Genomic DNA, 24,329 nt, shown 5'->3' on the forward strand with positions numbered 1-24,329 from the left:
CTGCGTAGATACGCCGGCAGTGCGTCGGCGCGGGCATGGCAGGCCAGATGTGCCAGGGCGGCGGACCGCGCGGAGGAGGCCGTAAGGGGAGAGGTGTGGGCAGTGCAGGAGGGGCACACGAGCGTGGGGCCGCCCGCCCGCTGACGCAGCTCCACTGTCCAGATGCGCCGCACTGCGGCATGCGCGCCACCGAGCCTCATGGGCTGGTCGTCCTCCTGTCCGTTCGCGCCGTGGCGGGGGCTCACCGTGACAGGCCCCCGAGACGGACGAACCGTAGTGCAGTTTCCCGCACTGTGAAGCTCGCTTCACCCGCTCCGTCCCGGCGAAAGTGCAGAAACCCGCACTGACGGGGCAGGGGTCTGCACCGTCGGATGGTGGGGTGACGATCTTGCCGCCGGACCCCGACCTCACTGCGCTGCGCGTTGTGCTCGCGCGCCTGCGGGCCGAGCGCGGCTGGACCTTCGACGAACTCGCCGACCGCAGCGGTCTGGCCCGGCGCACCCTCATCGACCTCGAACACGGCCGCACCACCGGCAGTGTTACCACCTGGCACGCCCTCGCCCACACCTTCGACGTGCCCATCGAGCACTTTCTGGGCGCCCTGTGCGAGGGTCACACTCCGCCTGGCACGGTCCGTTCCTGAGCCCTCGCACCCTCCCGGCGTGCACCACGTCATGAATCACCCGATCGGGCAACAGGCATAGAACAACCATCCGCAATAACGCTCATGCGTGCGAGCTCGTTGAGCTGGCCGTGGGAAATCCCTCCGACACGTTGCTCGCGCCTGCAAGTTGCCTGGCACGGTCCCTGCCATGTGCCCCACTCCAGCCGCTGCCGGCCGACACTGGGACGGCAGCCCCCGTGTCACCCACCGCCCCCGCCCTGCGGGTGACCGCCACCAGCCCCAGCCGCTGTCGCCGCTGCGGCAACCGCATCGACCTCTACCCGCGCACCGACCAGCGGCCCATCGCCCTGCACCCCGCCGAACTGACCGCCGCCCACGTCCCCGAATCCTGCCACTGGCACCTGAGCGGCGGCATCGCCCACCCGCACGGCGACGGCAGCGCATGGTGCCGCATCCCGCACGCCGTGCTCTGCCCGCGCCGCACCCCCACCTGCCGGATGAGCCCCTGCCTCGAGGCGGTCCGCCGCCAACTCGCCGTCCGTACCCGCCGTCTGACCGACACCGGCGCCTTCACCCCTGCCCTGCCCGTCGGCGGCAGCGCACCCGGCGCCGACACCGACGTCCCTGACCGCCCCGTCGTGCAGATGCTGCTGTGCCGCTACGTTGCCGAGCGTCCCGTCAGGGGACTGCGCTGCGTGGCCCAGACCCGCCACCACCGCTGCACGAATCCGGTCCTTGCCCCCACCGGCCCGGCCGGGACCTGGAGACTGCTGCCCACCGGCCCCAAGCGAGGCCAACTCGCCTTGCCCGACACCCCGATGGCCGTCTACGACCTGGGCCACCTCCCCTACGGCGAGCAACTGCGCTGGCGCACCCAACACTGCTCCGCACACGCCGCCGCCCCCAGCGTCGCTGACCTCGCCCTGGCCGGATCGCAGCCCTTCGCCCCCCTCCTGCATGCGGCCCACATCCACACTCGCCTGCCCCACCCCCCAGCCCGCCGGCACGGCAGGGGATGACGATGCCGCATCACGCCCTGGAAATCATGCTCACCCGCCCCCTGTCCCCGGCAGTCCTGCTCCGCGCCGCCCGCGTGCTGCCGCTCGCTGCCAACCACGACGCCACCCGTCTGATGGCCCTCGTACCTGCCAAGACCCCCCACCGGGCAGCCCGCCGTCTACGCCACCGGCTCGGCGCACGGCTGCCGATCGACGTGATCACCACGCACTACCCGGACGCAGACCACAGGGTGCTGCTCAATGTCGCCTTCCCGCCGACCACGCACGCCGTCCTCAAGGCCGCCGCCCGCCGTGCGCAGCAGACCCCGGAGCGCTTCGTGGAACTGGCCCTGCACAGGGCCCTGGCCGAGCACGCCGACCAGGAAACCGACCGCCTCGACCGGGCGGTAGGCCAGCTGCTGGCCCACACCACCCCCGCCTACCTGCTGTCCGCCGTCGGGCACGCGCTCACCCGGCTCCCCGAAAGGCCCACGCCATGAAACCGACCGACGAACAGGCGGCAGCAGCCGACGCCTTCCACGCCGGAAACCACCTCGCCCTGCAGGCTGGCGCGGGCACCGGCAAGACCACCACCCTGACCCTCCTCGCCCGCACCACGAAACGCCGCGGCCGCTACCTCGCCTACAACCGGGCCATCGCCCAGGACGCCAGCACCCGCTTCCCGCCAACGGTGCAGTGCAAAACCGCCCACTCCCTGGCCTACGCCGCCGTCGGCCACCGCTATGCCCCGCGCCTGAACGCCCCTCGCCGTCCGGCCTGGCAGACCGGACAGGCCCTCGGCATCACCAAAGCCGTCCGTATCGGCGAACGCGAGATCTCCCAACGCACCCTGTCCAACGCCGTCCTGCGCACCGTGGCCCACTTCTGTCACACGGCCGACGAGACGATCACCCGCCACCACGTACCTCGCCTGCGCGGACTGGACGACAAGGACCTCCACGCCCAACTCGCCAGCCACATCGTGCCGTTCGCCGAGAAGGCCTGGGCCGACCTGCAACACCCCGACGACGGCAACGTCCGCTTTGACCACGACCACTACCTGAAGATCTGGGCCCTCACCCAGCCGAAGATCGACGCGGATTTCCTGCTGCTGGACGAGGCCCAGGACACCAACCGCGTCGTCGAACAGATCTTCCTGGCCCAGCGCGGCCATGCCCAGCTGGTGATGGTCGGCGACTCCGCCCAGGCCATCTACCAGTGGCGCGGCGCCAAAGACGTCATGACGGGCTTCGACGGCACCCACCTTGCCCTCTCTCAGTCCTTCCGGTTCGGCCCCCACCTGGCCGCGGAGGCCAACCGCTGGCTGGCCATCGCCGAGGCCCCGATCCGGCTGACCGGCACCCAGGCGGTGCCCACCGAACTGGGCCCGCTCACCCGGCCCGACGCCGTGCTGTGCCGCACCAACGTCGGCGCCATGGCCCACGTCATGGACCTGCTGGCCGCCGGACACCGCGTGGGACTGGCCGGCGGAGGGGACAGCCTGCGCACTCTGGCACTGGCCGCCCGCGACCTCCAGGAGGGCCGCCGCACCCACCACCCCGAACTGGTGCTGTTCCCCTCCTGGGGCGAGTTGCAGGACTACGCCGCCCACGATCCGGCTGGGCGCGATCTGCTGCCGCTGGTCGACCTCGTCGACGCCCACGGCACCGACGCCATCTTGGCCGCCCTCGCCCGCATGGTCCCCGAGCCGGAGGCGGAGGTGACCGTCTCCACCGCCCACAAGGCCAAGGGCCGTGAATGGCCCCGCGTGAAGATCGCTGACGACTTCACCCCGCCGAAGGACACCGAGGAGCACGACGACACCGGTCGCCCCGTACCCGGGCCGATCGACGACGGCGAAGCACGTCTTGCCTATGTGGCCATCACCCGCACCCGCCAGCGGCTCGATCTCGGCGGCCTGTCCTGGATCCACGAGCACCCCGACGGCAACCCGCCGATGCCGTGGACCGCCCCGCAGCCGCCCCGTGATGACTGCACACATGCCCCCGCCACGAGACCTGGGGGCACCACGGATTCACGGGGCGCTCTCCAGCCGGCGCTCGGGGCGCATGCCGTCGACCATGCTCTGCCTGCCGCCCGGCACCGGGACCGCTAGGCAGTTTCGTTTGGATCAGTCGATCGATGGTCCGGACGGGCCGTTGACTGATGTGGGGTGACGCGAATCGAGCCGTTGCTCCCGGACCGGACACCGAAGCGTCGTGGCCGGTGGCCTGATCATCGGGCGGTGATCGACGCGATCGCGTTCAAGTTCCAGACCGGAACGCAGTGGGTGCACTGCCGGAGAAGTACGGCAACTGGCAGGGCTTCTACAACCGGCTGCGGATGTGGGCCGTCGACGGCACCTGGAAGCGGGTCTTCACCGTGCTGATGGCCCAGGCCGACGCAGATGAGGACCTGGCCTGGGCCGTGTCGGTGGACTCCACGATCGTGTGTGCTCACCAGCATGATGCCGGTGCCTGCAATAAGGGGCCCCGGCACGAGAACCGGCCGACCACTTCGCGTGCAGCTGCTCGAAGGTCAGCGCGCCCCGGCTCCGGAAGAACTACTCCAACTGTGAGGGCGATGGTTGTGTCGTTCCGGCCATCTGCGGGCAGGGCGCCTGTGCCGAAGTCACGCGGCGACGCGATGCAGTGCGAGTTTGGCCAGCATGACCTGGTTGGCTTCCCAGCCGTCGGGGAATTTGGCGGGCACGGACAGATGCACGGGGTCGGTCGAGGGGTGGCTGTCCAGGAGGTCGGCGATTCCTTCGCGGGTGACGACGATGCATGCCTGCCGGTGGCGGGAGGCGAGGACACACAGTCGTCCGCCTTCCAGGTGGAAGGCTGTGGCGTCCCGGCGGCCGGACAGCGGGTGCACGACGATGACGACTTCGAACTCGCGGCCCTGCAGCCGGTTCGCGGTGTCCACCGCCACGCCTGGCGCGTTGGGGTTGCCTGTCCGGGCCAGCGCGGTCCGGACCAAGTCGGCCTGGTCGCGGTGAGCGACGCCGATGGCGATGTCGCCGGGTTCCAGGGGCCGGCCGCCCGGGTGGCGTTCGCAGGTGGCGACCGCTCCGCGGCCCAGCAGCCGACCGGCGAGGTCGGCGGCGGTCTGGAGGGTCTCGGTGTCGGTTCGCGGGACGTGGCGGCGGGGCAGTTCGTGCAGTGCCCAGCCGGTGGTGAAGGCCTCCGCGAGGGTTTCGTCTAGGTCGGTGCGGGCGAGTCCGGCGGTGCGGAACTCCAGGGCACGCGTGTCGTCGCCGGTTCCGGAGGTGAAGGGGGTGAACGGGTAGAACGCCTGGGCGATGGTGGGTGCGGCCGAGAGCGGCAGGCGCCAGGACACCGGCAGCCGGTGTACGGGGATGTTCTGGTTGTGCTGCAGCATTACGCTGACGCCGTTCTGCGTGGGGTCGTGCGGCAGCCCGATCCAGCGCTCGGTACCGACGATCGTGAATGGGTCCAACTGGCCCGGGTCGCCGACGAACAGGCCTTGATCGAAGCGTTCGACGATCTGCAGCAGCATGTCCGAACGCATCTGGTAGGCCTCGTCCAGGATCGCCCAGCCGAACGTGGCGTCGCGGACGGTGGCCCACTTGGCTGCGGTGGCGACGATGATCCGGCAGCTGGCCAGGTCGGCCAGGGTGCGGCCGACGGTTGTGTTCGTCAGGGCATTCAGGACCGGCGGCGGGTTGTAGCCGGTGGCACTCAGCCGTCCGACGGCGATGCCGGGGTGCTCCTTTGCCAGACGCACGACCAGGTCGTCGACCTGGTTGTTGGTCTGGGCGACGACGATCGGGCGCTCGCCGCCTTCGGTGAGTTCCTGGGCGGCGCGGACCACCAGAGTGCTCTTGCCAGCGCCGGGCGGGGAGTCGACGACCACGGCCCTGTGACGCCCGTCGGCCATGTCTGTGAGGATCGCCTCGGTGGCAGCGGCAGCGGCCGTTGCAGGGTTGGGTGCGGCTGGTTCGGGCGTCGCGCTGGTGTCAGTCCTCATTGCCCCACTCCTCTGCGGCGGCGTCCTCGGGTATGACGGAGTCGGTGCCGCTCTCGTCGGCGGCACTGTGTGTCCACGGGGTGGCGTCGGAGGCCGGGAACTGCGGCGCTGGGCGCCATCCCGGATCGGGTAGGTAGGCGATGCGCTGGCCCAGTTCTGGGACGGTGCCCTGCTGCGGGACGCGGCTGCGTCCCATGCCGCCGGTGATCTCCACCGTGACCCGTGTGGTGCCGCCGTCGGAGAGGACGGAGACGATCATGGCTTTGTGTCCGGCCGGCAGGGACGGGCTGATCAGCTTGGTGTCGGCGGCCAGGCGCACGGGATCTTCGGTGCGGACGGTGACGCGGGGCCGCGGCACACGCCTGTTTTTGTCCGTGGTGACCACCCGGCCGGGGTCGGCCTCCACGACCGTCCCGGCGAACGCCTCCCCGGCGCTGCGCCGATCGGCCAGCACGAACCGATCGTCGAACGCCATGTCGGACTCGAATTCGGCCAGCGCGTGCTCCAGCCAGCCCAGCCGCCGGGCCGCACCGATCGCGTTGTCCCGTTTGCGCTGTGGAAGGCCGTCGGAGTCCCGGTAGTCGGAGTACTTAGTGAAGGCCTTGCAGTCGCCTTCGAAGCGCTTGGCGGTCCGCGGTGCCTCGGGCACGGAGCGCAGCAGTGATATGGCCTGCCACACCATGCGCCAGGTGGGCTGGATCTGTCCCGCGATAAGTTCCCGCAGTTCGGTCTCGGCGGCGGCCAGCGCATGCGGGTCGCCGAGGGTGTGGGCCGTGTCGAACCTTCTGATCGCCGGGGCCAGGTCGCGGTTGTCGAACTCGGGGGAGGTCGACGGGCCCGCCGGCGGGCACACGTCCGGGTTCTCGGCATCGGCCATGGCCTGCTCGACGCTCAGGCCCGGCGGGGGAGCGATCCAGGCCATCAGGGAGGCGAGGTTCTGATCCTCGAGCGTGCTCTGGCCGGTCGCCCAGTGCTCGGTGAGCATTGCGGTGACGGGCAGCAGCGTGGAGGTGCCGGCCTGTTCGGCCCTGTCGACCAGGAACGTCAGCCACATGCCGAACTCCGGTACGACGTCCGGTACCGCGTAGGGACCGGACGTCGCGCGGAAGCGGCACATGCGGCCCAGGTCGGCCAGGGCTTTGACGCCGCCGGCGTTGGGCACCAGGATCTGAGGCGCGTCGGTGTACCGGGAACGCTCGCCTTCCCCGCGGCGGTCCTGGCGGAAGGAGTCGATGTAGTTCATCACGATCCGGCCGAGGTCGGCGGCGAACGCGAACCGCTGGTCGCGGTTGCGGGGCTGGGCCACGACGAGCAGGGTTCCGTTCCTCTTGGCGGAGCCGACCATGGCGGCCAGGGGAGCCCCGGCCTCTCCGGCCATGGCCAGCGGGACGATCACCAGTGGCCGGCCCGAGAGGTGCCGGTGCCGGAACTCGGTCCGGGGTACCGCCTGCATCGTCTCCATCGCCTGCACGTGTGCCAGCGCCGACAGCGTGCTCATGCCGCACCCCCGAGGTCTTCCAGTTCTGCGCGCAGCCGTGCGGCGTGCCGTAGGGCCGCGGCTATCTCCACCTGGTCCTCGCTCGGTGTCAGTTCTCCGCGCGCCAGTCCCATGACCATGGTCGTGGTGTCGATGCCGCCGAACTGCTCGCGCACTGCCGGCCCGAGGACATCCAGCGAGGCTTCCGCTCGGGCACGGGAGCGGCAGTAGAACGCCATCTCGCAGTGGTTCAGGCAGTCCGGTCGGTACGTCACGAGGACCTGATCCAGTGCCTCGGTCAGCTCCTCGGCCGGGCGCCGGGGCTGCTTGTTCTTGTCAGGGGTGGGGTCGAGATCGAAGGTGAGGTCCTCGGGGAGCAGGTCCACCAGGTCTCCGATGCGCTCGATGCGGGACAGCTGACGGGTCAGAGCGGCCACCTGCTTGCGGGCGTCGACGAACGCGCCGGTCGGCCGGTTGGTGAAGTCCTTCGGCGCGACCAGCACGATCGTGTCGGAGACGGCCTCCTCGCCGATGCTGGCCCGCCCGAGCAGGTCGCGCAGCGCGATGATGTACGCGCATGCCTGTGTGGTCGCCGCCCGTACCTGCGTGGAGTCTGCCTGGTCGTCGATGATCGGGAAGCTCTTGATCTCCACGACGTGGAAGCGTCCGTCGATGCGGAGGGCGACCAGGTCGGGCTCCAGGTACACCTTGTGCCCGCCGATCAGCAGGCGCAGCATCGGGTGGTCGAACAAGGTGGCGTCGCCCTCGCCCCGGGCGGCCCGCAGCAGGACCTCTTCGGTGCGCTCGTGGCGCTGCTTGGAGCGGCCGTCGCCGCCGACGTCGTTCAGGTCCTCGTAGCCCACCTCCGGCAGTGTCAGCTCCAGGGTCTCGCGCAGGACGCGCAGGAGCTCCGCGCAGCCGTTGTCTTTCACCATCGCCTCGAAGGCGTTGCCGCGGGTGATGGCGAAGGAGGACTGGCCGAAGGACGGGGGATGGCCGACGTGTGTGGCGATCGCGGCCTTGTCGGAGCCGGAGGCGTCCAGCAGGGCCCGCAGCGTGCAGCGCGGGTTGTTCTCCAGGGCCGCCAGCGACCTGGCGTTGTAGTCCAGGCGCTTCGCGGATCCGCGCAGTGCGTCGAGGCGGTCGTCGACTGGGTTTTTCACGGTCTCGTAGATCCTTGCGGAGGAGAAAGGGCTGCGGGGAGACGGGAGTCAGGCGCGGGCCGACCGCAGATGCGTGACGCCCTGCAGGGGCGCGCCGAACAGCTGTCCGTCGTCCCCGAGGGACTTACGGGCTCGCCGTGCGGCTGCCGCCCGGGTGGCGCGGTCGGTGCCGGTATGCACGTCCAGCTCGGCCTGGGCGGCGCCGATCACCTGCTGGGGTTCCAGCGCGCCCTCGTGACCGGAGGCGTTCCTCGGCATGGCGTCGGGGATGTTGACGGCGAAGCGCCACAGCAGGCGCAGGGCCTCCGGGCTGGGCCCGTCCGGTGTGGACTCGGCTGCGGTGTGCACCGCTTCGGCGATGCTGATCGCGCTGGTGAGGAAGTCCACGCGCGGTGACAGCGGGCCGATGATGCGCTGCTCCAGCGTCCAGGTGCTGATGGTGATCAGTGCCCGCACCGGTGTCAGCAGGTCGTGCGCCAGCGCCGGGCACAGGTAGTACGGGCGGGCACCCGGACTGGAGCGGTAGGAACGCTCCTCGTCCCGGCGCAGGCTGGAGAGCTTGGACGCGGACAGCTCTCCCGGGAAGAACGCCTCGTGCACGCCGACGATCAGTTTGGGGGCGGCCGGGGTCCCGAGCAGCATCAGGGCCCGGTGGACGTGTTCGCGCGCCGGGAGCTGCGCCCCCCGGGCGGCAGGGGCTGCTTCCGGGGCGGGGCGGGGCGGCGTGGCCGCCGGTTCGTCGGCGTCGATGAGGGCGTCCCAGGCCCGCTCGGCGCGGCGCAGCTGCATCCGCAGCTCGCCGGCACGCTCGGTGTCACCGGCGGCGGAGGCGTCGCGGATCGCGCGGCGCAGGGTGCCGATGCTCTTCTCCAGGGCGTCCAGCGGATCACTCATGGCCCAGACGCTACCAGACTTCCAGAGTTTTCCAGACTTCTTCCTGGGATTGTGTGTACAGTCGTTGCCACCGAACCTCCGACCCGCGGCGGCGCAGCCCGCGTCGGCCTGCAGACCGTCCTCCTGGAGGCACCCCGTGACGGGACGCGTATTCCATACCTCCGACTGGCACCTGGGTCGCCAGATCGGCCGCCACCACCGACGCGACGGCGAGTTCGACGCCGTCCTGGACGAGATCGTCGAGATCGCCGCCGACTTCGCCCCCGACCTGATCGTGCACAGCGGTGACCTGTTCGACGGCCCCAGGCCGAGCCTGGACGACATGCGGCGCGCCGCGCAGGCGCTGCGCCGCCTCGGTGCGATCGCGCCCGTGGTCGTCGTCGCCGGCAACCACGACACCCCCTACGTCCTGGCGTTCCTGGAGTTCGTCCTGAACGACATGGGCACCCGCGAAGGAGACCAGGTCCGGGTGCGCTTTGCTACCGACGCCCGCCCCGACGGGCTGCTCGTCGCCGAATACCCCACCAAGGACGGGGAGTTGACGCTGCGCATCGGCGCGCTGCCGTACCTGCATCCCAACCGGTTCACCTACGACTTCGCCGACCCCGCCCTGACCACCGCGACCTACGCCGAGCGGATGCGCACCGTCCAGGCCGACGTCTACCGCCGCCTGACCGCCGGCCGCGGTGCCCGGGACGTCCTGGTCTTCGCCGCCCACCTGTTTATCGAAGGGGCCACGCCTTCCTACTCGGAGCGGCGTATCTCCTTGAGCGCTGGGTACGCGGCCGCAGCCGGGGACCTGCCCGACGTCGCCTACGGCGCCCTCGGCCACATTCACAAGCCGCAGCCCGTCGGCCGTGCCGGGTTCCCCGCCTACTACGCCGGCAGCCCGCTGCAGATGGACTTCGGCGAGAGCGGCGACACTAAGAGTGTCGTACTCGCCGAGGTCGGCCCGGGCGCCAACCCGCGCATCGAACTCGTACCCCTGACCTCCGGCCGCCGCCTGATCCGCCTGGAAGGCACTCTGGAAGAGATCGTGCAGCGCGCCGGCCGCGTCGGAGACGCCTGGGTGAAAGCGGTGGTGAACACCGAGGCCTCCAGTGCGTTCCTGCCGGAGACTCTCGCCAGGATGCTGCCGAAGGCGACGATCGTTGACATCGAGGAGCGCCGCCCCGGGGTAGCCGGCCGCGTGCTGGACCGGGAGGCCTCCGCCGGGGAATTGCCCGACATCAAGGACCTGCTGTGCGACTACCTGCCCGGCCGTGGCACGACCGGCCCAGCCCTGGACCGCGTCATGGCCGCCTTCGCCCACCTGCAAGCCGAACCGGATCCCGAAGATCCCGCACCGTGCTGCGAGGAGACACTGCTGGCCGCGGCCATCGCAGGCCTGTCCCTTGACGGCGTCGACCGCTCGGGTCTGTTGGCCGACGGCACCGGATCGGAGGCGGCGCGATGAGACCGCTGGCGCTTTCCCTCACCGGATTCCGCAGCTACCCCACCCCGGTCACCGTCGAGTTCACCGGCAGGAGCCTGGTCGCAGTCCTCGGCGACACGGGCGCCGGCAAGAGCAGCCTGCTGGACGCCATCACCTTCGCCTTGTTCCGCAAGAGTTCCTGGGATGCCAAAGAACCCCGGCAGCTCATCGCGGACGGCGCGCAGGCCATGAGCGTCGAGCTCACCTTCCTGCACGACGGGCAGCGCTGGCACGTACACCGCACCATGCACGCCACCAACGCGAACGCAGGCCGGCACCACCTCAAAAACCTGGATACCGGCGAGGAGATCGACAACGCCAGCGCCGTCGACGCCCGCATCAGAACGGTGCTGCAGATGAGCTACGACACGTTCCTGCGTGTCGGGCTGCTCCCTCAGGGCAAGTTCGACCAGCTCCTCACCGCCGCCCCCAGGGAGCGAAGCGAGCGGCTGCGGGAACTGTTCGGCGCCGAATCACTGGAGTCCGTCCAGCAGATGGCCGCCCGCCACTGCCTGACGCTCAAGGGACTGCTGGGCGATGCCAGGGTCAAACGCGCCGTCATGCCGGAGGACCCCGAGCAGGCCGCGGCAGAAGCCGGCAAGGCCGCCGACGCAGCCGCAGCCCGTGCCGAACGCCTGAACACCGCCATCGACCGCATCACAGCGCTGCAGGAGGAAACCACCGCAGCGCGTGCCGTCGCCGAAGCAGCCGCCACCGCCGCCCGGACCCTGTCCGCGCGCACGGTGACCGACGCCCATACCGTCCTTGACGAACTCGAGCCCGTCGCCGCCGCCATCGCCTCACGACGGGACACCCTGGACCAGCGCGCCGCCCAGGCTGCGACCCGGGAAGATGAACTGACCGCAGCGATCACGGCAGCCGACACAGGCGGAGAAGGACGGGACGCCCTCGGCAAAGCCGCCGTGGTCCTGGAGACCCTCGCGGAGCGCGCTGAGGAACACCGTGGCGAACGCGACCGGCTTGCCGCACTCACCGAACAACTCGCCAACGAAAGCGCCGCCATCGTCGCAACCGAAGCGGAGCTGACCAAGCGCGCCGACCACGCCAAACCCCTGGCAGAGGCAGCCCGTGCCGCCGCGGAGGCGAGCCAAGAGATCCGCACGTGCGCCACCACTGTCCGTACACTGATCACCGCTGCCATCTCGGCCGTCCGCCGCGTCGCCGACACCGCCAGCGATCAAGCCGCCGCAGTGGCCAAACGCGACGTTGTCCGCGAGGATGTCGGCCCGCTGCAAGCGGAATCAGCCACAGCCGAGAAAGACGTCACGAACGCCGAGACGCATCTGGAGACGCTCCAGCTGCGGGACAAGGCTGCCGCGATCGCCGCCGAACTCCATCCCGGCGGCGACTGTCTCGTGTGCCGGCGGAAGCTTCCGGCCGACTTCGAACCCGCATCCGAGACCGGTACGGCCGAGCTGGCCGCCGCGAGAGAGCAGCTGCGCGAGGCGAAGGCCTCACGTGACAAGGCCGCCGGCCGACTCGCCGAAGCCCGCGCCGCCGTGACCGCGGCCGAGGAGGCCGTGTCCGAACGCGGGAGGGAGCATCAAAGCGCTCAGCACAAGGCACAAGACGCCACAGCAAACGCAGTGCGCGCCTTCGCGGACCTCGCGGCCCTGGCCGCCGCAACCAAGGCAGACTTCGACGCCGAATCAGCTGCTGCGACGCTGACCGCGGCCGCAGCAGCCCTGGCCGTGCCGGCCGCCAGCGCCGCCCACCTGGAGCAATCCTCCGAGCGGTACACAGCGCCGATCACTGACGCCGTCACCGCATGCGAACAGGCAGCCGCCGCGCACGCCGAACGGCTGCAGAGCGACGTGCATGGCCGCACCGCCGTGATCGAAGCAGAAGGCAAGGCGCTGGCAGGGCGCAGGAGTTCGCATCAGCGCGACCTCGATGACGCCGCGGCAGCCTCCGAGCGGCACGCCCGCGCCGTGGTCCGGATGGCCGCCGAGGTCCGCGCGCTGCCTGTCCGCATCCAGGCGATGCTGCCGGGCGAAGCGATCGATGTGAGCGCAGATGACGCGGCCGCCGCTGCCGCTGCCGTAGCCGCCCGCCTGACCGAAATCCAGGGGCTGTTCGATGAGAGGGAAACGCAGCGGTCGCACAAGGACGCGGTCCTCGACCTGCAGCGCGCCCTCGACCAGGAGAACCGCACTGCCGTGGAACGGCCGCTGAACGAGCTGCGCGGCGCCCTAGACGTGTGGGCTCAGGCCGTCACACAGGCGATCACGCATCTGGGCGCCGCCGACCCGTATCAGATGCCGCAAGCCCCCGCTGAGCCGGGAATCGCCGAGATCCGCCAGTTCACCGCCGACCTGTCGAAGACCGCCTCGAGGCTGGGCGACAAGCTCGCCGAGGTGTCCGCAGCCGGCGCGGCCCGCGCTGCCGCCGCGCTGACCGGGCTCGGCGAGCACGCCGCCGCGCTCGCCGATGTCGACGGCTTCGACCCCGCGGCCGACCTGACGGCACCGCAGGTGTTGCACCCTCTCGTCGCCGCGGCTGCGACAGCAGCCAGAGAGGTCGAGGACCAGCACAGGAAGCAGCGTGAGGCACAGGTTCTGATCAAGCCAGCCGCTGACCTGGACTTTGCGATAGCCGCCGGGGAGGCCCGCTATGAGGCGCTGGACGTGCTGCGCCGCGAACTGGTCGACGCCAAGTTCCTCGGCCACCTCACCACGCTGCGCACTCGTGCGCTGCTCGGCGTCGCCAGCGACCTGCTCGGGCAGATGACCGACATGCGATTCGGCTTCGCCGACAGCTTCGACATCGTCAGCCGCAGCTCCGGAGTTGTCCACCAGCCGAACCGGCTGTCCGGCGGGGAGAAGTTCCTGGCGTCGCTCGCCCTGGCTTTGGCGCTCGCCGAAGTGCACGCCCGCAGCGGGCCGAGTCTCGGCTCACTGTTCCTCGACGAAGGCTTCGCAGCCCTCGACACCACCGCACTGGACTCCGCCCTGGAGGTGCTGCGCGCCCAGGCCGACGGCGACCGCCTCGTCATGGTGATCAGTCATCTGCACGCCGTCGCCGAGGCCGTTGATGACGTGCTGTGGGTGCGGCGGAACGCTGCTGGATCCTCCGCGCGCTGGCTGACACCGGACCAACGGGACGAGCTGGTGCAGGCAGATCTAGCCAGCGGCCTGCAGAAACTGGCCCAATAGTGGTTTCGATGGGTCCGGCCAATCCGATAGTTACATACGTTCGCACTCCAGCCCGGCGATACCCAACGGCACCCTTCACCCTGATCATCGCGACTGCGCTGAACGGGGTGGGAAGGAAACTGCATGTCTGAAGCGTGGGTCCGCGGCCGCGACACCCTGGGTCTGGCCACACGGGTGAAGGCACTCGCGGTCGCCGATCCGGTCCTCGACCTGGAACGCCGCAAGCCATTACTTACCTCGCGAGACTGGAGCGGCTACCAGATGGAGGAACTGGCGCTCACCGCCATCGACACCGTCACGCTGAAGATGGACTTCGAGGACGGTGCGCGTCACGAGGACGTCGTGAGCGCGGTGGCGCGCGTCGCAGGACTTCAGATACCGGACCGCGACAACGACGAACACGCCGACGTGGCCCGCTGGGTCCTCGACAGCCTGCTGAACGTCGGGACAGTCGACCGCGACTTCAGCCACGTCTACGGCATCGCCTCAGACGGTACGTACGCCTCGCACCGCTTCTCCTTCAAGTTGCTGCGCGAAGTCGCCGGACACGATGGACGGCCACGGCTTCGTGCCTCCAACGAGGCGATCGCGGTGCTGGTCGGCGCGGTGGACATCGACATCGCTTCCGAACAGGTCGCCGCCGACGCCAAGCTGGAAGCCCTGGTGAGACGTGGACGGCTGACGGACGCCCATCGCGCTGCGGAGATGGCGCTGCGCCGCAGCGTGCAGTACGCCGAGTACATCCGCACACGGCTGGAGGGGATGCGCCGGGATATCCGCTCGGTGGACTGGGACCGTGACGTGCAGCGCCTGCAGACCGAAGCGCTGGAACACATCGAGGACCGCATCAGCGCCGAGAGCACCATCAAGGACAACCTGGTCCGGATGATGGAGAACAGTACCGAGGACGCCACTCCGGCCCAGGCCGCCGAGTTGATCGCGATCCTCGAGGAATGCCTACGCAGGCACGCGGCACTGCAAGCGAACCTGCAGGAGGTCGGCGACCGGTTCCGGGCCGAGCAGGAACGCCAGACCTTCGTGCCGCCCCCGAGCCGGTCCCACGTCGACCTCGAGCACCAGCTGCTGGAGCCGGCCTTGGAGCTGCCGATACGGCAGGCATATCCGCTGCTGGACGGGTTCGTTACAGCGGCGACGCCGCCTCGCCGCCCCGCGATCGTCTACCTCCCCGACCTGATCGCCGGCCTGATGACGCTGCCGGCCGAGCAGGATGACGACGACAGTCTGATCATCGACCCCGAGTTCGCCAGCGCCGAAGACGTCTCTGCGTTCCGCGACGAGCAGTACACGGCCGTCGGCTCGCTGCTGGAGCATGCCGACGCCGAGGGCGTCCGCCTGTCCGAGCTTTTGCACGCAGCACGCCGTCATACCGCGAAGGCTGCTCGGGACAACCTCGATCATCTGCTCGCCCTGCACGTGCTGGGCTTGTTCGGAGCGCCACGCCCCGACCCCGAGCACGGCACGATGCTGGCCGCACTGGCAGACGACAGCGAGCTGGACGACGAGGTGTTCGCCGGAGACGACCTGCTGGTATTCCGCATCCCGGCGGCCGCTGCCCCATCGACCGAGAACGCCTGAAGGAGGCCGTGGCGTGCACGACGTCAACGACATGGCCGCAGTGAGCCGGCTGCTTGCTTTCGGCTTCCAGGCGGGGTTGACGCCCCGACGCAACGTCGAGTACGCCGCGCTTGTGGGCCGCTGCCGTACCGATCCGGCGTTCGCGCAACTGCTGCACTCCGCCGCGCGTGGTTTCGACCTGACGGTCATCGCGGTCGACCCGCGGGCCGGGCTGGTGCTCGGGGCGACGGCCGAAACACAGTTCGCGGTCAGCGTCGCCGACCACATCAGCAAGCCCGCCGACCGGCCGATCGCGGCGCTGGCCCACCTGGCCATAGCCGCCCTCGCCTACTACCGGCCCGAAGACCTGGACGACGAAGCCCACATCGGCCGCGTCACGGTCCGTCACGTCGACGCGATGGTCGAGCAGGCTGCCAAGGAGCTGGAGCGCCGGGCCGCCGAAACCGACACGGACGATGGAGTTCCGGTCGACCACCCGGACCTCATCCAGCTGTGGCGCTACTACCAGCGGCGCAACCCGGTGGCCTTCACTGAGGACGACCGAGCCCACTCCAAGAGCCGGCACGCGATCATCAAGCGGGTCACCGAGTACCTCGCGGACAACGGGATGCTGCGGCGCGCGGGCAGGGAGAACGGCGGCACCTACACCACCACGGCCCGGTACCAGATCCAGGTGCGGGAGTTGGCCGGACAGCAGATGCTCGGCGAACTGGCCGCGCTCGGGGTCACGGTGGATTTGGACGGCAAGCCCTCGTTCAGCAGCCCGGAGGCCGAATCCGCTGATACGGCCGACACCGTGGCATCCCCGTCTCTGCCGCCAGCTGACCAGGAGCCTGATCCCAGCAATGTATGAGCTTAACCGCGTCCGCTTGTACAACATCGGCCCGACCGGGGCCCGCTATGACGACGTCCTGCTGGATCTGTCCAACGGCGGCCCCCCTATCCCAACCAGCACGCTGATCCCCTCGGCCGGCCAGCTGTTTAGGCGTCCGGCGCTGGCGACACTGCTCGTCTTGGAGAACGGAGGCGGAAAGTCCGTATTCATTCGGATGCTGCTGTCCACGGTGCTGCCCGACCGGCAGTCCCGTAAAGGCCGTGAGGCGCTGCGCGCCTACGTGGTGTCCGCGGCGGCCCCGTCACATGTGGTCCTGGAATGGGTCAATGTCCGCACCGGTGAGACGTTGGTGACCGGACAGGTGTTGGCCCCAACCACGGACGACAGGGTCGAGCGGCTGTTCTACTCGCTTAACCCCAACGCAGTCACGACCCTGGCCGCGCTGCCGTTTGCCGAGGGCCGGCGGCGGCTGCCGATGAACTCCTTTCACGATGCGCTCAAACGGCTGGACGCTGCCGACAAGGCGCTGCACGTGGAGATCGAGAAACGGCAGGGCGAGTGGGAGAACCACTTGCGGCGGCTCGGCCTGGAGCCAGATCTCTTCGCGGTCCAGCAGGCGATGAACGTCGACGAGGGGGACGCGGCCGAGGCGTTCAAGACCACCACCGGCCGACGGTTCGTGGAGTGGCTGCTGAGCAAGGCGCTGGACGCCGAGAACTTCACTGAGCTGGGCAGCGCCTTCGGGGCCTATGCCAGGAACATCGGGCGGCGCGAACAACTGCTGCTGGACCGCGACTTCTCCACAGCAACGGCGACAGCCACCCAGCGCCTTGCCTTACGGCACACCGAGCAGATTGCCGCAGCCAAGGCGGCCCAGAACGCCGCGACGGCGTTGGCACAGCTCGCGGCAGCGGTGCACGAGTCTGTCCAGCGCTCGGAGGACGTGCTGCGCAAGCACCGTGAAGACCGGTTGATCGCGAAGACGAACGCCGCAGGGCGCCAACAGCTTCGCGAGCAGGCCGACCTGCTCCACAAGGAGGTGCGGCGCAGAACCCTCCTCCTTCGCTGCGACGGAGCGCGTGCCGAAGCCAAGGAGACCGAGAACCGGCTTGCCGGCGAGCGCACGGAGCTGGCCGCCTGGGCGCTCGTCCCCAAGGTGCTGAAAGCTGCCGCCGCGCACGAAAAGTACCAGGTCGCCAGCGAGCTGCTGGATGCCGCTGAACAGGCCGCAGGTGCAGCCCGGCTACGTCGCGATAGGGCCGGGGCTCGGTTCGCAGGTGCCCTCCAGAGCGCCGGTCAGCGGTGCGCGACGCAGGCCGAGGCCCTCGACCACAAGAGCGCCAAGGGCAAGTCGGACGCGGCCGAGGCCGACCGCCGCGCTGGGCAGGACGAACGAGAGGCCACCTCGCATACCGTCCGTGCCGAGCTGCTGGCCAAACAGGTCAAGGACGTGGACTCCCGCGTGAAGGAGGCGCGGGATCACGGCATCCTTGAGGAAGGCGAATCCGTTCCCGGAGCCGAAGCCCGACTGCGCAACAAGGCCGACGAAAGCAAGATCAAGGCGACGCGGGAACGCGACGCCCACAAGCAACTCGAGCTGGAAGCCCGCCGGCTCGACCAGGCCGCGCAACAGCTGATCGAACCCGAGGTGAAGGCCCGGCAGGCAGCCGAGGCCGCAGTACGGGCGGTCGAGGACACGGGAATCGCCGCCGGGGCACTCGCCGCCCAGACGCTGCTGCGCGAACTCGCCGAACTCCACGGCGACGATGATGTCCCCGGCGGCGACCCCGCGCTGTGGTTGGAAGACAACGCATCCGCGCTCTGTAACCTGGCCACCGCGGCGCAGGCATCGGCCGGGGACCGGCTGGACGCGTTGACCGCCGACAACCGGGCGGATCAGCGACTGATCGAGGCCCTCACCGTCGACGACGAAGCGCTCATGCCACCGCGTCAGGCTGTCGAGAACCTGCTCGGACTGCTGGCAGACCACGAGATCACCGCGACCTCGGGCTGGCGGGCACTGGAACAGCTGGTGAACCCTCGCCTGCACGCCGAGGCCATCCAAGCGCACCCCGCGCTGGTCGACGGCATCGTGGTGGCCGACCAGGAAGCCTTGGAAAAGGCACGGACGGCACTGACTGAGGCACAACTGCTGCCAGCGGCGGCAGTGCTCGTCACCACCGCCGAGTCGTTGCAGACAGCACCGAACGAACCCAGCATCGGGTTCGTCGTGGAGCCGACACCCGCTCTGCACGATCCGACAGCCGCCGCTGGCCTGCGGGAGCAGGCCGAAGCCCGCATCGAAAACCGCAGACACACCCTCCACGAACTCGCCGAACGTCGGACAGCGGCCTTCCAGCTGGAGAACCGGCTCGACACTTGGCTGCTGGACCACCCGAAAGGTCACACCGACCGGCTGCGCTCCGCCGCGGAAACAGCGTCAACCGCAGCCGCCGAGGCCAAGCTCGCACTCGATGCCGCCCGCGACGCCTACGCCCAGGCCGTGGACACCCTCGACGAGCGTGCCATCGTTGCTGCAGATGCTGAGGAGGCCGCAGCCGACGCTACCCGTATCGCCGACTTCTTCGGGCGGCTCGCGGCCGATGTCGCGGAGGCCGACAAGAACCGTGCCGAGATCGGCACACTCGAAGCGGAAGCCGAAGGACATCACGCGGCAGCCCAGGAGTGCCGCGGCGAAGCCGAGCGACTGCGCAACCGAGCCACCGAATACGCGGTGCAAGCCGAGTCACTCCGCCGTGACGCCGCCTCATACGCCGACCGGCTCAAAAAAGTCATCTACGGGAATCAGCCACTCAGCCACGACCAGGGCGAATCCGACCTGGCTGCGTTGGACATTTCCTATCAGGAAGCGGCGGAGGGCTTCCACGCCGTGGAAGTCGGCGAGGACCTGCGTCGGCGCGTCGACCAGGCGCAGAAGGAAGCATCGGATCTTGACGCCGAACTACTCGACAAACCGGCCGACATCCTGGTCCGGGCCCAAGCGCTGGCCTCCTCTCCGCAGGCCGGCAGCACCGAAACCATCGAGGCCACAAAACGGCAACTCGGCCGCGCCGTGAAAATGCTGGAGGCCGAGCACAGCAGACGTAGCGAGCGGAGCGGCCAACTGCAAGCGGAAGCAACCGCCGCCAGCCAGCGAAACGGGATGCCCTGGTCCAGCCTGGATGCCGACTGGACGCCATCGAACCCCGCCGAAGGCACCATGCTCACCGAACGGGCAGCCGCCGCGCTGAAGGACGCTGAGGCCCTGCTCAAGTCAGCCTCTGAGACGCAACAGACCGCCGAGCGCAAGCTCCACCAGGCCGAAGCTGCGGCTCGCGAGATGACAGTCGTCCACCGCGGCCTTGCTTCCGCCGTACGCAAACTGGAGCTGCCGTCCGGTTCTGCACCGTTCGTGGGAACCGCCGACGAAGCGCAGCAGGCTGCCGATACGGCGACTGAGACATACGGCACGGCGTCCGACCAGCTGCACGAAGCAAACCAGGCCGTGGACGATGCCGTTCTCGAATTCCGCGAAATCGCCAACCACAACCGGTTCGGCAAGCTCAAGGCGCCGATCTACAAGCAGCTCACCGAGATCGACAAAACGTCGCTGATCCAGCGCGCCGACCAGTGGACGGTCCAGCTGATGGGGCGGACCGCGAGCCTGACCACCGACCTGGAGAGCTCCGAACGGCACCGGAAACTGCTGATCGATCAGCTCAAGCACCACACCGGCGAGGCGCTGTCCCTGCTGGAGAAGGCCGAACGGCTTTCCCGCCTCCCCGAAGGCGCCGGAGTGTGGGCCGGACGCAGGATCCTGAAGATCGGATTCAATAAGCCAGAGCCGCAGGTCCTCGCCGTACGGATCGCCGAGACCCTGGACGAAAACGCCCGCGCTCAGCCGAACCTCCCCGGCCGTGACCTCCTTCTGCGCTGTGTCGGCGCCGCGGTACCACGTGACTTCAAGGTGGAGATCCTCAAGCCCGACTCCGCAGGCCGCGCCGACTACGCGTCAATCAGCGAGATGGGCAAGGTGTTCTCCGGCGGCCAGGAACTCACCGGCGCGATCATGCTGTACTGCACCCTCGCCGCACTACGCAGCAGTACACGAACCGGAGCGCGCAGCACCAGCCGCCTGGGCGGGATGCTCATCCTGGACAACCCGATCGGCAAGGCCAGCGCCGACTACCTGCTGAGCTTGCAGATGAACATGGCCGCCGCGCTCGGCGTCCAGCTGATCTACACCACCGGGAACATGGAGGACCGGGTGCTGGCCACGTTCCCCCTATGCATCCGGCTGCGCAACGACGCCGACCAGCGCACCGGGATACGGCACCTGCACGTCACCGATCGCCTCGCAAACGAGACGATGCCGGACGAGGACCATGCCACCCACCGAGTCTCCGCCGCACGGCTGCTGGTGAAACCACGCGACCCCGAAACCACGCCCCGCGTCGGCGAGGAGACACAGCAGGAGAGCTACAGCGAGATGGACGACGACTGATGAGCGACGACCCAGGTGCCGAGGAAGCCGAGTGGCAACCCTTGTCGGAATCGGCGGCCTGCCTGGCGGCAACCCTGAGCTCGATGACGCAACGCCGTGTCGAACAGGCCACGATCTTTGCAGCTTTCGACCAGGCGTGCCCCGGGACGGCCGGCACCACACAAGGCCGTCCCGTCCTCTCCGCGCTACTCGATGAGCTCGCTGACCATCACCTGGTTGAGTTGCCGCGAAGCCGTGATGGGTGGGACGACGCACAGCCGCCGCTGCCGCGCTGGCTCCGTCTGCCGGTACCGCTCAAGCCAGAGTCCAAATCCGCGCGCGCGTCGACACCAGTCGTCTGGCGTCGCGAGCTTTCCTGGGCGAGCGCCGACAAGTTGACCACCGCTCAGATCGATGTCCTCAAGACGATCAATCGATGGCTGCGCGACACCGACGGGGACGATGACCGGCGGACCATCGTCCCCATGCGCGAGCGCTCCCTGGAGATCTTCGGTGATGAGAAGCGCCTTGACGCGCTCGCCGCCACCACCTTGTTCGCGCCCGGCCGCCTCACCCTGGCCACACTCTTCGCCGAGCGGATCCCGCCGCCACTGGCCTACGAACGCGTTGGTGAGGGTGACACCGTCCTGGTGATCGAGAACAGCGACACCTTTGAAACCGTCAGCACACTGCTGGCGGGCGACTGCGGGCGAGTTGGCTGGGTTGCGTTCGGCGGCGGCCACGCCTTCGAGGCTTCAATCGCCCGAATCGCGAGGCTGGACGGCGTCACGGACATCGCCTACTACGGCGATCTTGATGATGACGGACTGACAATCCCGCAGCGGGCCAACGTGTCCAGCGCAGCACTGGGACTCCCACCGGTCCGTCCCGCCGTCGGCCTCTACCGGCTCCTTCTCCGACACAACGCCCGAGGACCGGCCCCGAAGCCAGTCGAACCGCTCGTCGCCGAACGACGCGTTTCCTGGTTGCCTAAAACCGTCCGTCGCCTGGTAGCTGACATCCTTGTCGCCGGGAGTCGATTGGCCCAGGAGGCTACCGGAACAGTGCTGCTACGACGAGACGATTCCTGGCGCAACGATCTGTGATGGGCGAGTACTTCTTGGCACCCCCAGTCTTCGCCGACGTCGTCACCGCAAAAGCCCCGCCGTAGGCGCTCTTGACCACTCGGACCTGGTCCTCACATTTCCCTATCGGACGGCTCCGCCACCCCCGGTATGGAAGCCGGTTGGAGCACACCAACCTCTGCACTTGAGCCCGTACACTGACACCGTCCAAGCGGGTGGAGGTGCGGGCCCGCAGCCGCGCACCTCGACGACCTCCGCACGCGATTCCTCAAGCCCACTTCATCCCGACGGCACTGAGTTCCTGCACCCGCTCAGGGGCCAGGCGTTGCTGGCGGGCCCGGCAGTTGGCGATGAACACGCCTAGCGCACGGTCCTCGCCCCCCACGCTTTCCACGTGCTGGCGAGGGACGTTCAAGTGTCCTTCCCGCTGATGATATTGGCGGGCAGCGGCAAGGTTATCGGCCCACATCTGCGCCCGCGTCCTGCCCACGACGCTCTGCCGGCCTGGCGCAGGTCCGGCCTCAGGCTGCTCCTGGTCCGGCGTCAGGTGCAGCACCTGCGTGAGCAGCCACTGCTGGGCGGGCAGCAAGCCGTCCCATACGGCCGCGGTGCGCTGGACTCTGGCCCACCGCCCGAGGTCCTCGCCCTGGACGACGATCTCCCCAGGCACAGTGGATAGTGTCGTCGCCTAGTGGTTCTGAGTGGCTGTTGTGGCTATGAGCTGGGGTTTCTCAGTTTTGTGGGTGGGGTCCTCCTGGTGGGTCGGGTCCTCGGTGTGTGGGGTTGGGTGCGGCGGTGGCTGTCTGACCTGCGTTTATGTGATGTGTGCAGGTTGATCGAGCGTGGTGCAGTTTTCCTGGGTCGCTACTTGAGATGTCATGGGGCGCCGGTGCTCTGTGGTGTGGGTGGCTAGAACCCGGGTCCTGGGTCGCCGCCGCTCTGTCGGCATTCCGTTGCGGCATCGAGCCAATCGCCTGCTGGTTCGATGGCCTGCTCGCGCTCAATGCCGGAGTCGACTTTGCCGTCAGCGGGGCGGGCTTCGTCGGCGATGTCACGTGCCCGCTGGCACGGATCTGATGATGGGCTGGACAGCTCAGCGAGACCGCCGATGACGCTGAACAGGAGGGCTATGACCGCCGCTGCGGCCATCATCAGGCCCGCGCTTCGGTCCTGGATCATGCGCGGTAGGTGGCGCTGCCAGCGGAAGTACGGGATGCGGTCCCGGCTGTTCACGGTGCTTCCTAACGGGTGGCGTGTGACTGAGGTATGGACCGCCGAAGGTATCTGCTGAATCGGACGTCAGGTGGTGTCGGGATTGGTGAGGTCGTCGTGGGTGAGGGTGACGCGGGTGGCTTTGCCGGCTTTGCTGGCGGTGGTGGTGGGTGGCGCCACGCGGACGTGGATGAAGTAGACGCGGACGCCCGAGATTTTGGTGTACGGGGGCCATGCACCGGGGGTTCCGTCGGTGGGCAGTTCGAGGAGCTTGTCGGTGATGTTGTAGATGACGAGGTAGGCGGTGTGCTGCCCGTAGTCGTGGGCGTACTTGATGATCTGGTGCACGCCTTTTACGAGGTAGCTCTTGCCGCGGCTCTTGCCGTCGAAGATCTTGCCGTCGCAGACGAGGGGGTCACGGCCGTCGAGGTCGCCGATGAGGTCGGCTTCGCCGGAGGCTGAGCGGGGCTTGGCGTGGGTGATGTGGTCGCCTTCGAGGAAGAGGAAGCGCTGGAGGTCGAGGTTGTAGACCTCTTCGCCGTTGGCGGTGTCGGCGGTGAAGCGCGTGTAGAGCTCCTCCCGGTCGAACCATTCGATGCGGGTGCGGTAGCGCTCGAGGGTGTGCAGGATGCTGCTTTCGGCGCCGACACGTTCGCTGAGGAAGTCGAACAGGGGCTGCAGGATGTCCTCGGCGAACTCTCGCCAGCTGTCCTGATGGCGCCTTTGCATGCTGTAACCGATCGCGGTCCGCAGCCCGACGTCGGGGTTGCTCGCTTCTTTGGAAGCGATGTCCTGCATCAGTTCCCAGATGAGGGCGGCTCGCCCTTGCTCGGTTCGGCTGGGCCAGACGAACCGGCCGCTGCGAGTCAGTCCGGTGCGGAACCGCTCCCGGTCTACACCTGGCTCTGCCCGGGACGCCTCCTCGAGGAGGCCTTTGAGGGCCGGTTGGCTGTTGATCCAGGTGACGGCGAGGTGGACTTCGTGGCCGGCACTGGAGTAGGACGCGGTCATGAGTTTGCGCAGGCGTTCGCGTACGGCGACCTGGAGGCGTTGCTGGTATTTCACCGGAAGAGGCCTTTCAGAGCTTGTGCGATCTGCTGCTGGACGACGTCGCCTGCGTTCTGTGCGCTGCCGGTCTCGTCGACCAGCCAGATGTGGGTGTAGCAGCAGGGGCAGGTCACGGCGGTCTGGGCCACGACCTCTGAGTAGCGGATCCACATCAGGTAGCCGCAGGCGGGGCAGGCCGTATCGAGGTCCGCGCTGAGGAACTGTGTCGCGAGGGATTCGCCCATGGCGGGATTGTTCCGTATGGGTCTGA

Annotated in this window: 18 protein-coding genes; 10 read left to right on the forward strand and 8 right to left on the reverse strand. The window is 68.9% G+C overall.

Annotated features, from left to right (window positions below; all coding sequences use genetic code 11):
• The first annotated feature begins 379 nt into the window (after positions 1-379).
• From RM704_RS23265 to RM704_RS23280, 4 genes are all read left to right on the forward strand, one after another.
• Complete coding sequence (locus tag RM704_RS23265; RefSeq protein WP_033530282.1) at positions 380-643, forward strand: helix-turn-helix transcriptional regulator; 264 nt, start codon at positions 380-382, stop codon at positions 641-643.
• A gap of 218 nt (positions 644-861) precedes the next feature.
• A complete protein-coding gene (locus RM704_RS23270; protein WP_311591134.1) occupies positions 862-1,644 on the forward strand; it encodes a DUF6083 domain-containing protein in 783 nt (260 codons plus the stop codon).
• Complete coding sequence (locus tag RM704_RS23275) at positions 1,641-2,123, forward strand: hypothetical protein (protein WP_033530283.1); 483 nt, start codon at positions 1,641-1,643, stop codon at positions 2,121-2,123. Before RM704_RS23270 ends, RM704_RS23275 begins: the two co-directional genes overlap by 4 nt.
• Entirely contained in the window at positions 2,120-3,739 is a 1,620-nt protein-coding gene (locus RM704_RS23280) for a UvrD-helicase domain-containing protein (protein WP_078937332.1), read from the forward strand. The genes RM704_RS23275 and RM704_RS23280 overlap by 4 nt, the downstream gene beginning before the upstream one ends.
• 515 nt (positions 3,740-4,254) lie before the next feature.
• On the opposite strand, the gene RM704_RS23285 is transcribed toward RM704_RS23280, so the two are convergent.
• From RM704_RS23285 to RM704_RS23300, 4 genes are read right to left on the reverse strand one after another with little or no spacing between them, the layout of a single operon-like run.
• Positions 4,255-5,616 (reverse strand): AAA domain-containing protein, encoded by a 1,362-nt coding sequence (locus tag RM704_RS23285; protein ID WP_033530284.1) that lies wholly within the window; start codon positions 5,614-5,616, stop codon positions 4,255-4,257.
• Positions 5,606-7,114, reverse strand: coding sequence for a hypothetical protein (locus RM704_RS23290; RefSeq protein ID WP_033530285.1), 1,509 nt, complete (start codon positions 7,112-7,114; stop codon positions 5,606-5,608). Before RM704_RS23290 ends, RM704_RS23285 begins: the two co-directional genes overlap by 11 nt.
• Positions 7,111-8,256 (reverse strand): hypothetical protein, encoded by a 1,146-nt coding sequence (locus RM704_RS23295; protein WP_033530286.1) that lies wholly within the window; start codon positions 8,254-8,256, stop codon positions 7,111-7,113. Before RM704_RS23295 ends, RM704_RS23290 begins: the two co-directional genes overlap by 4 nt.
• Before the next feature lie 48 nt (positions 8,257-8,304).
• Positions 8,305-9,150 carry a hypothetical protein gene (locus RM704_RS23300; RefSeq protein WP_033530287.1) on the reverse strand — a complete coding sequence of 282 codons (846 nt, stop codon included), beginning with the start codon at positions 9,148-9,150 and terminating at the stop codon, positions 8,305-8,307.
• Positions 9,151-9,286: 136 nt separating this feature from the next.
• Here RM704_RS23300 and RM704_RS23305 point away from each other — a divergent pair, with 136 nt between their 5' ends.
• From RM704_RS23305 to RM704_RS23330, 6 genes are all read left to right on the forward strand, one after another.
• Positions 9,287-10,606 carry a metallophosphoesterase family protein gene (locus RM704_RS23305; RefSeq protein ID WP_033530288.1) on the forward strand — a complete coding sequence of 440 codons (1,320 nt, stop codon included), beginning with the start codon at positions 9,287-9,289 and terminating at the stop codon, positions 10,604-10,606.
• Entirely contained in the window at positions 10,603-13,800 is a 3,198-nt protein-coding gene (locus RM704_RS23310; RefSeq protein ID WP_033530289.1) for an AAA family ATPase, read from the forward strand. Before RM704_RS23305 ends, RM704_RS23310 begins: the two co-directional genes overlap by 4 nt.
• Before the next feature lie 123 nt (positions 13,801-13,923).
• Complete coding sequence (locus tag RM704_RS23315; RefSeq protein WP_033530290.1) at positions 13,924-15,396, forward strand: hypothetical protein; 1,473 nt, start codon at positions 13,924-13,926, stop codon at positions 15,394-15,396.
• Positions 15,397-15,409: 13 nt separating this feature from the next.
• Positions 15,410-16,249, forward strand: coding sequence for a hypothetical protein (locus RM704_RS23320; RefSeq protein ID WP_033530291.1), 840 nt, complete (start codon positions 15,410-15,412; stop codon positions 16,247-16,249).
• A gap of 16 nt (positions 16,250-16,265) precedes the next feature.
• The gene (locus RM704_RS23325; protein WP_157856760.1) at positions 16,266-20,735 is read left to right on the forward strand and encodes a coiled-coil domain-containing protein; all 4,470 of its coding nucleotides are present in this window, start codon (positions 16,266-16,268) and stop codon (positions 20,733-20,735) included.
• Positions 20,735-21,820, forward strand: a complete 1,086-nt coding sequence (locus tag RM704_RS23330; RefSeq protein ID WP_311591138.1) for a Wadjet anti-phage system protein JetD domain-containing protein — start codon at positions 20,735-20,737, stop codon at positions 21,818-21,820. Before RM704_RS23325 ends, RM704_RS23330 begins: the two co-directional genes overlap by 1 nt.
• A 247-nt stretch (positions 21,821-22,067) precedes the next feature.
• Here RM704_RS23330 and RM704_RS23335 read toward each other — a convergent pair whose 3' ends face one another.
• The 4 genes from RM704_RS23335 to RM704_RS23350 all read right to left on the reverse strand — a co-directional run bounded on the left by RM704_RS23335 (position 22,068) and on the right by RM704_RS23350 (position 24,303).
• Positions 22,068-22,469: a helicase associated domain-containing protein gene (locus RM704_RS23335; RefSeq protein ID WP_052146325.1), complete on the reverse strand. Its 402-nt coding sequence runs from the start codon at positions 22,467-22,469 to the stop codon at positions 22,068-22,070.
• Between the two features lie 239 nt (positions 22,470-22,708).
• Positions 22,709-23,032, reverse strand: a complete 324-nt coding sequence (locus RM704_RS23340; RefSeq protein ID WP_033528229.1) for a hypothetical protein — start codon at positions 23,030-23,032, stop codon at positions 22,709-22,711.
• A gap of 66 nt (positions 23,033-23,098) precedes the next feature.
• Positions 23,099-24,076 carry a hypothetical protein gene (locus RM704_RS23345; RefSeq protein WP_033528230.1) on the reverse strand — a complete coding sequence of 326 codons (978 nt, stop codon included), beginning with the start codon at positions 24,074-24,076 and terminating at the stop codon, positions 23,099-23,101.
• On the reverse strand, positions 24,073-24,303 hold the full coding sequence (locus RM704_RS23350; protein WP_033528231.1) for a hypothetical protein: 231 nt from the start codon (positions 24,301-24,303) through the stop codon (positions 24,073-24,075). The genes RM704_RS23345 and RM704_RS23350 overlap by 4 nt, the downstream gene beginning before the upstream one ends.
• Positions 24,304-24,329: the final 26 nt, after the last annotated feature.

Source organism: Streptomyces gottesmaniae, assembly GCF_031845845.1.
In the GTDB taxonomy this organism is placed as follows: domain Bacteria; phylum Actinomycetota; class Actinomycetes; order Streptomycetales; family Streptomycetaceae; genus Streptomyces; species Streptomyces akebiae.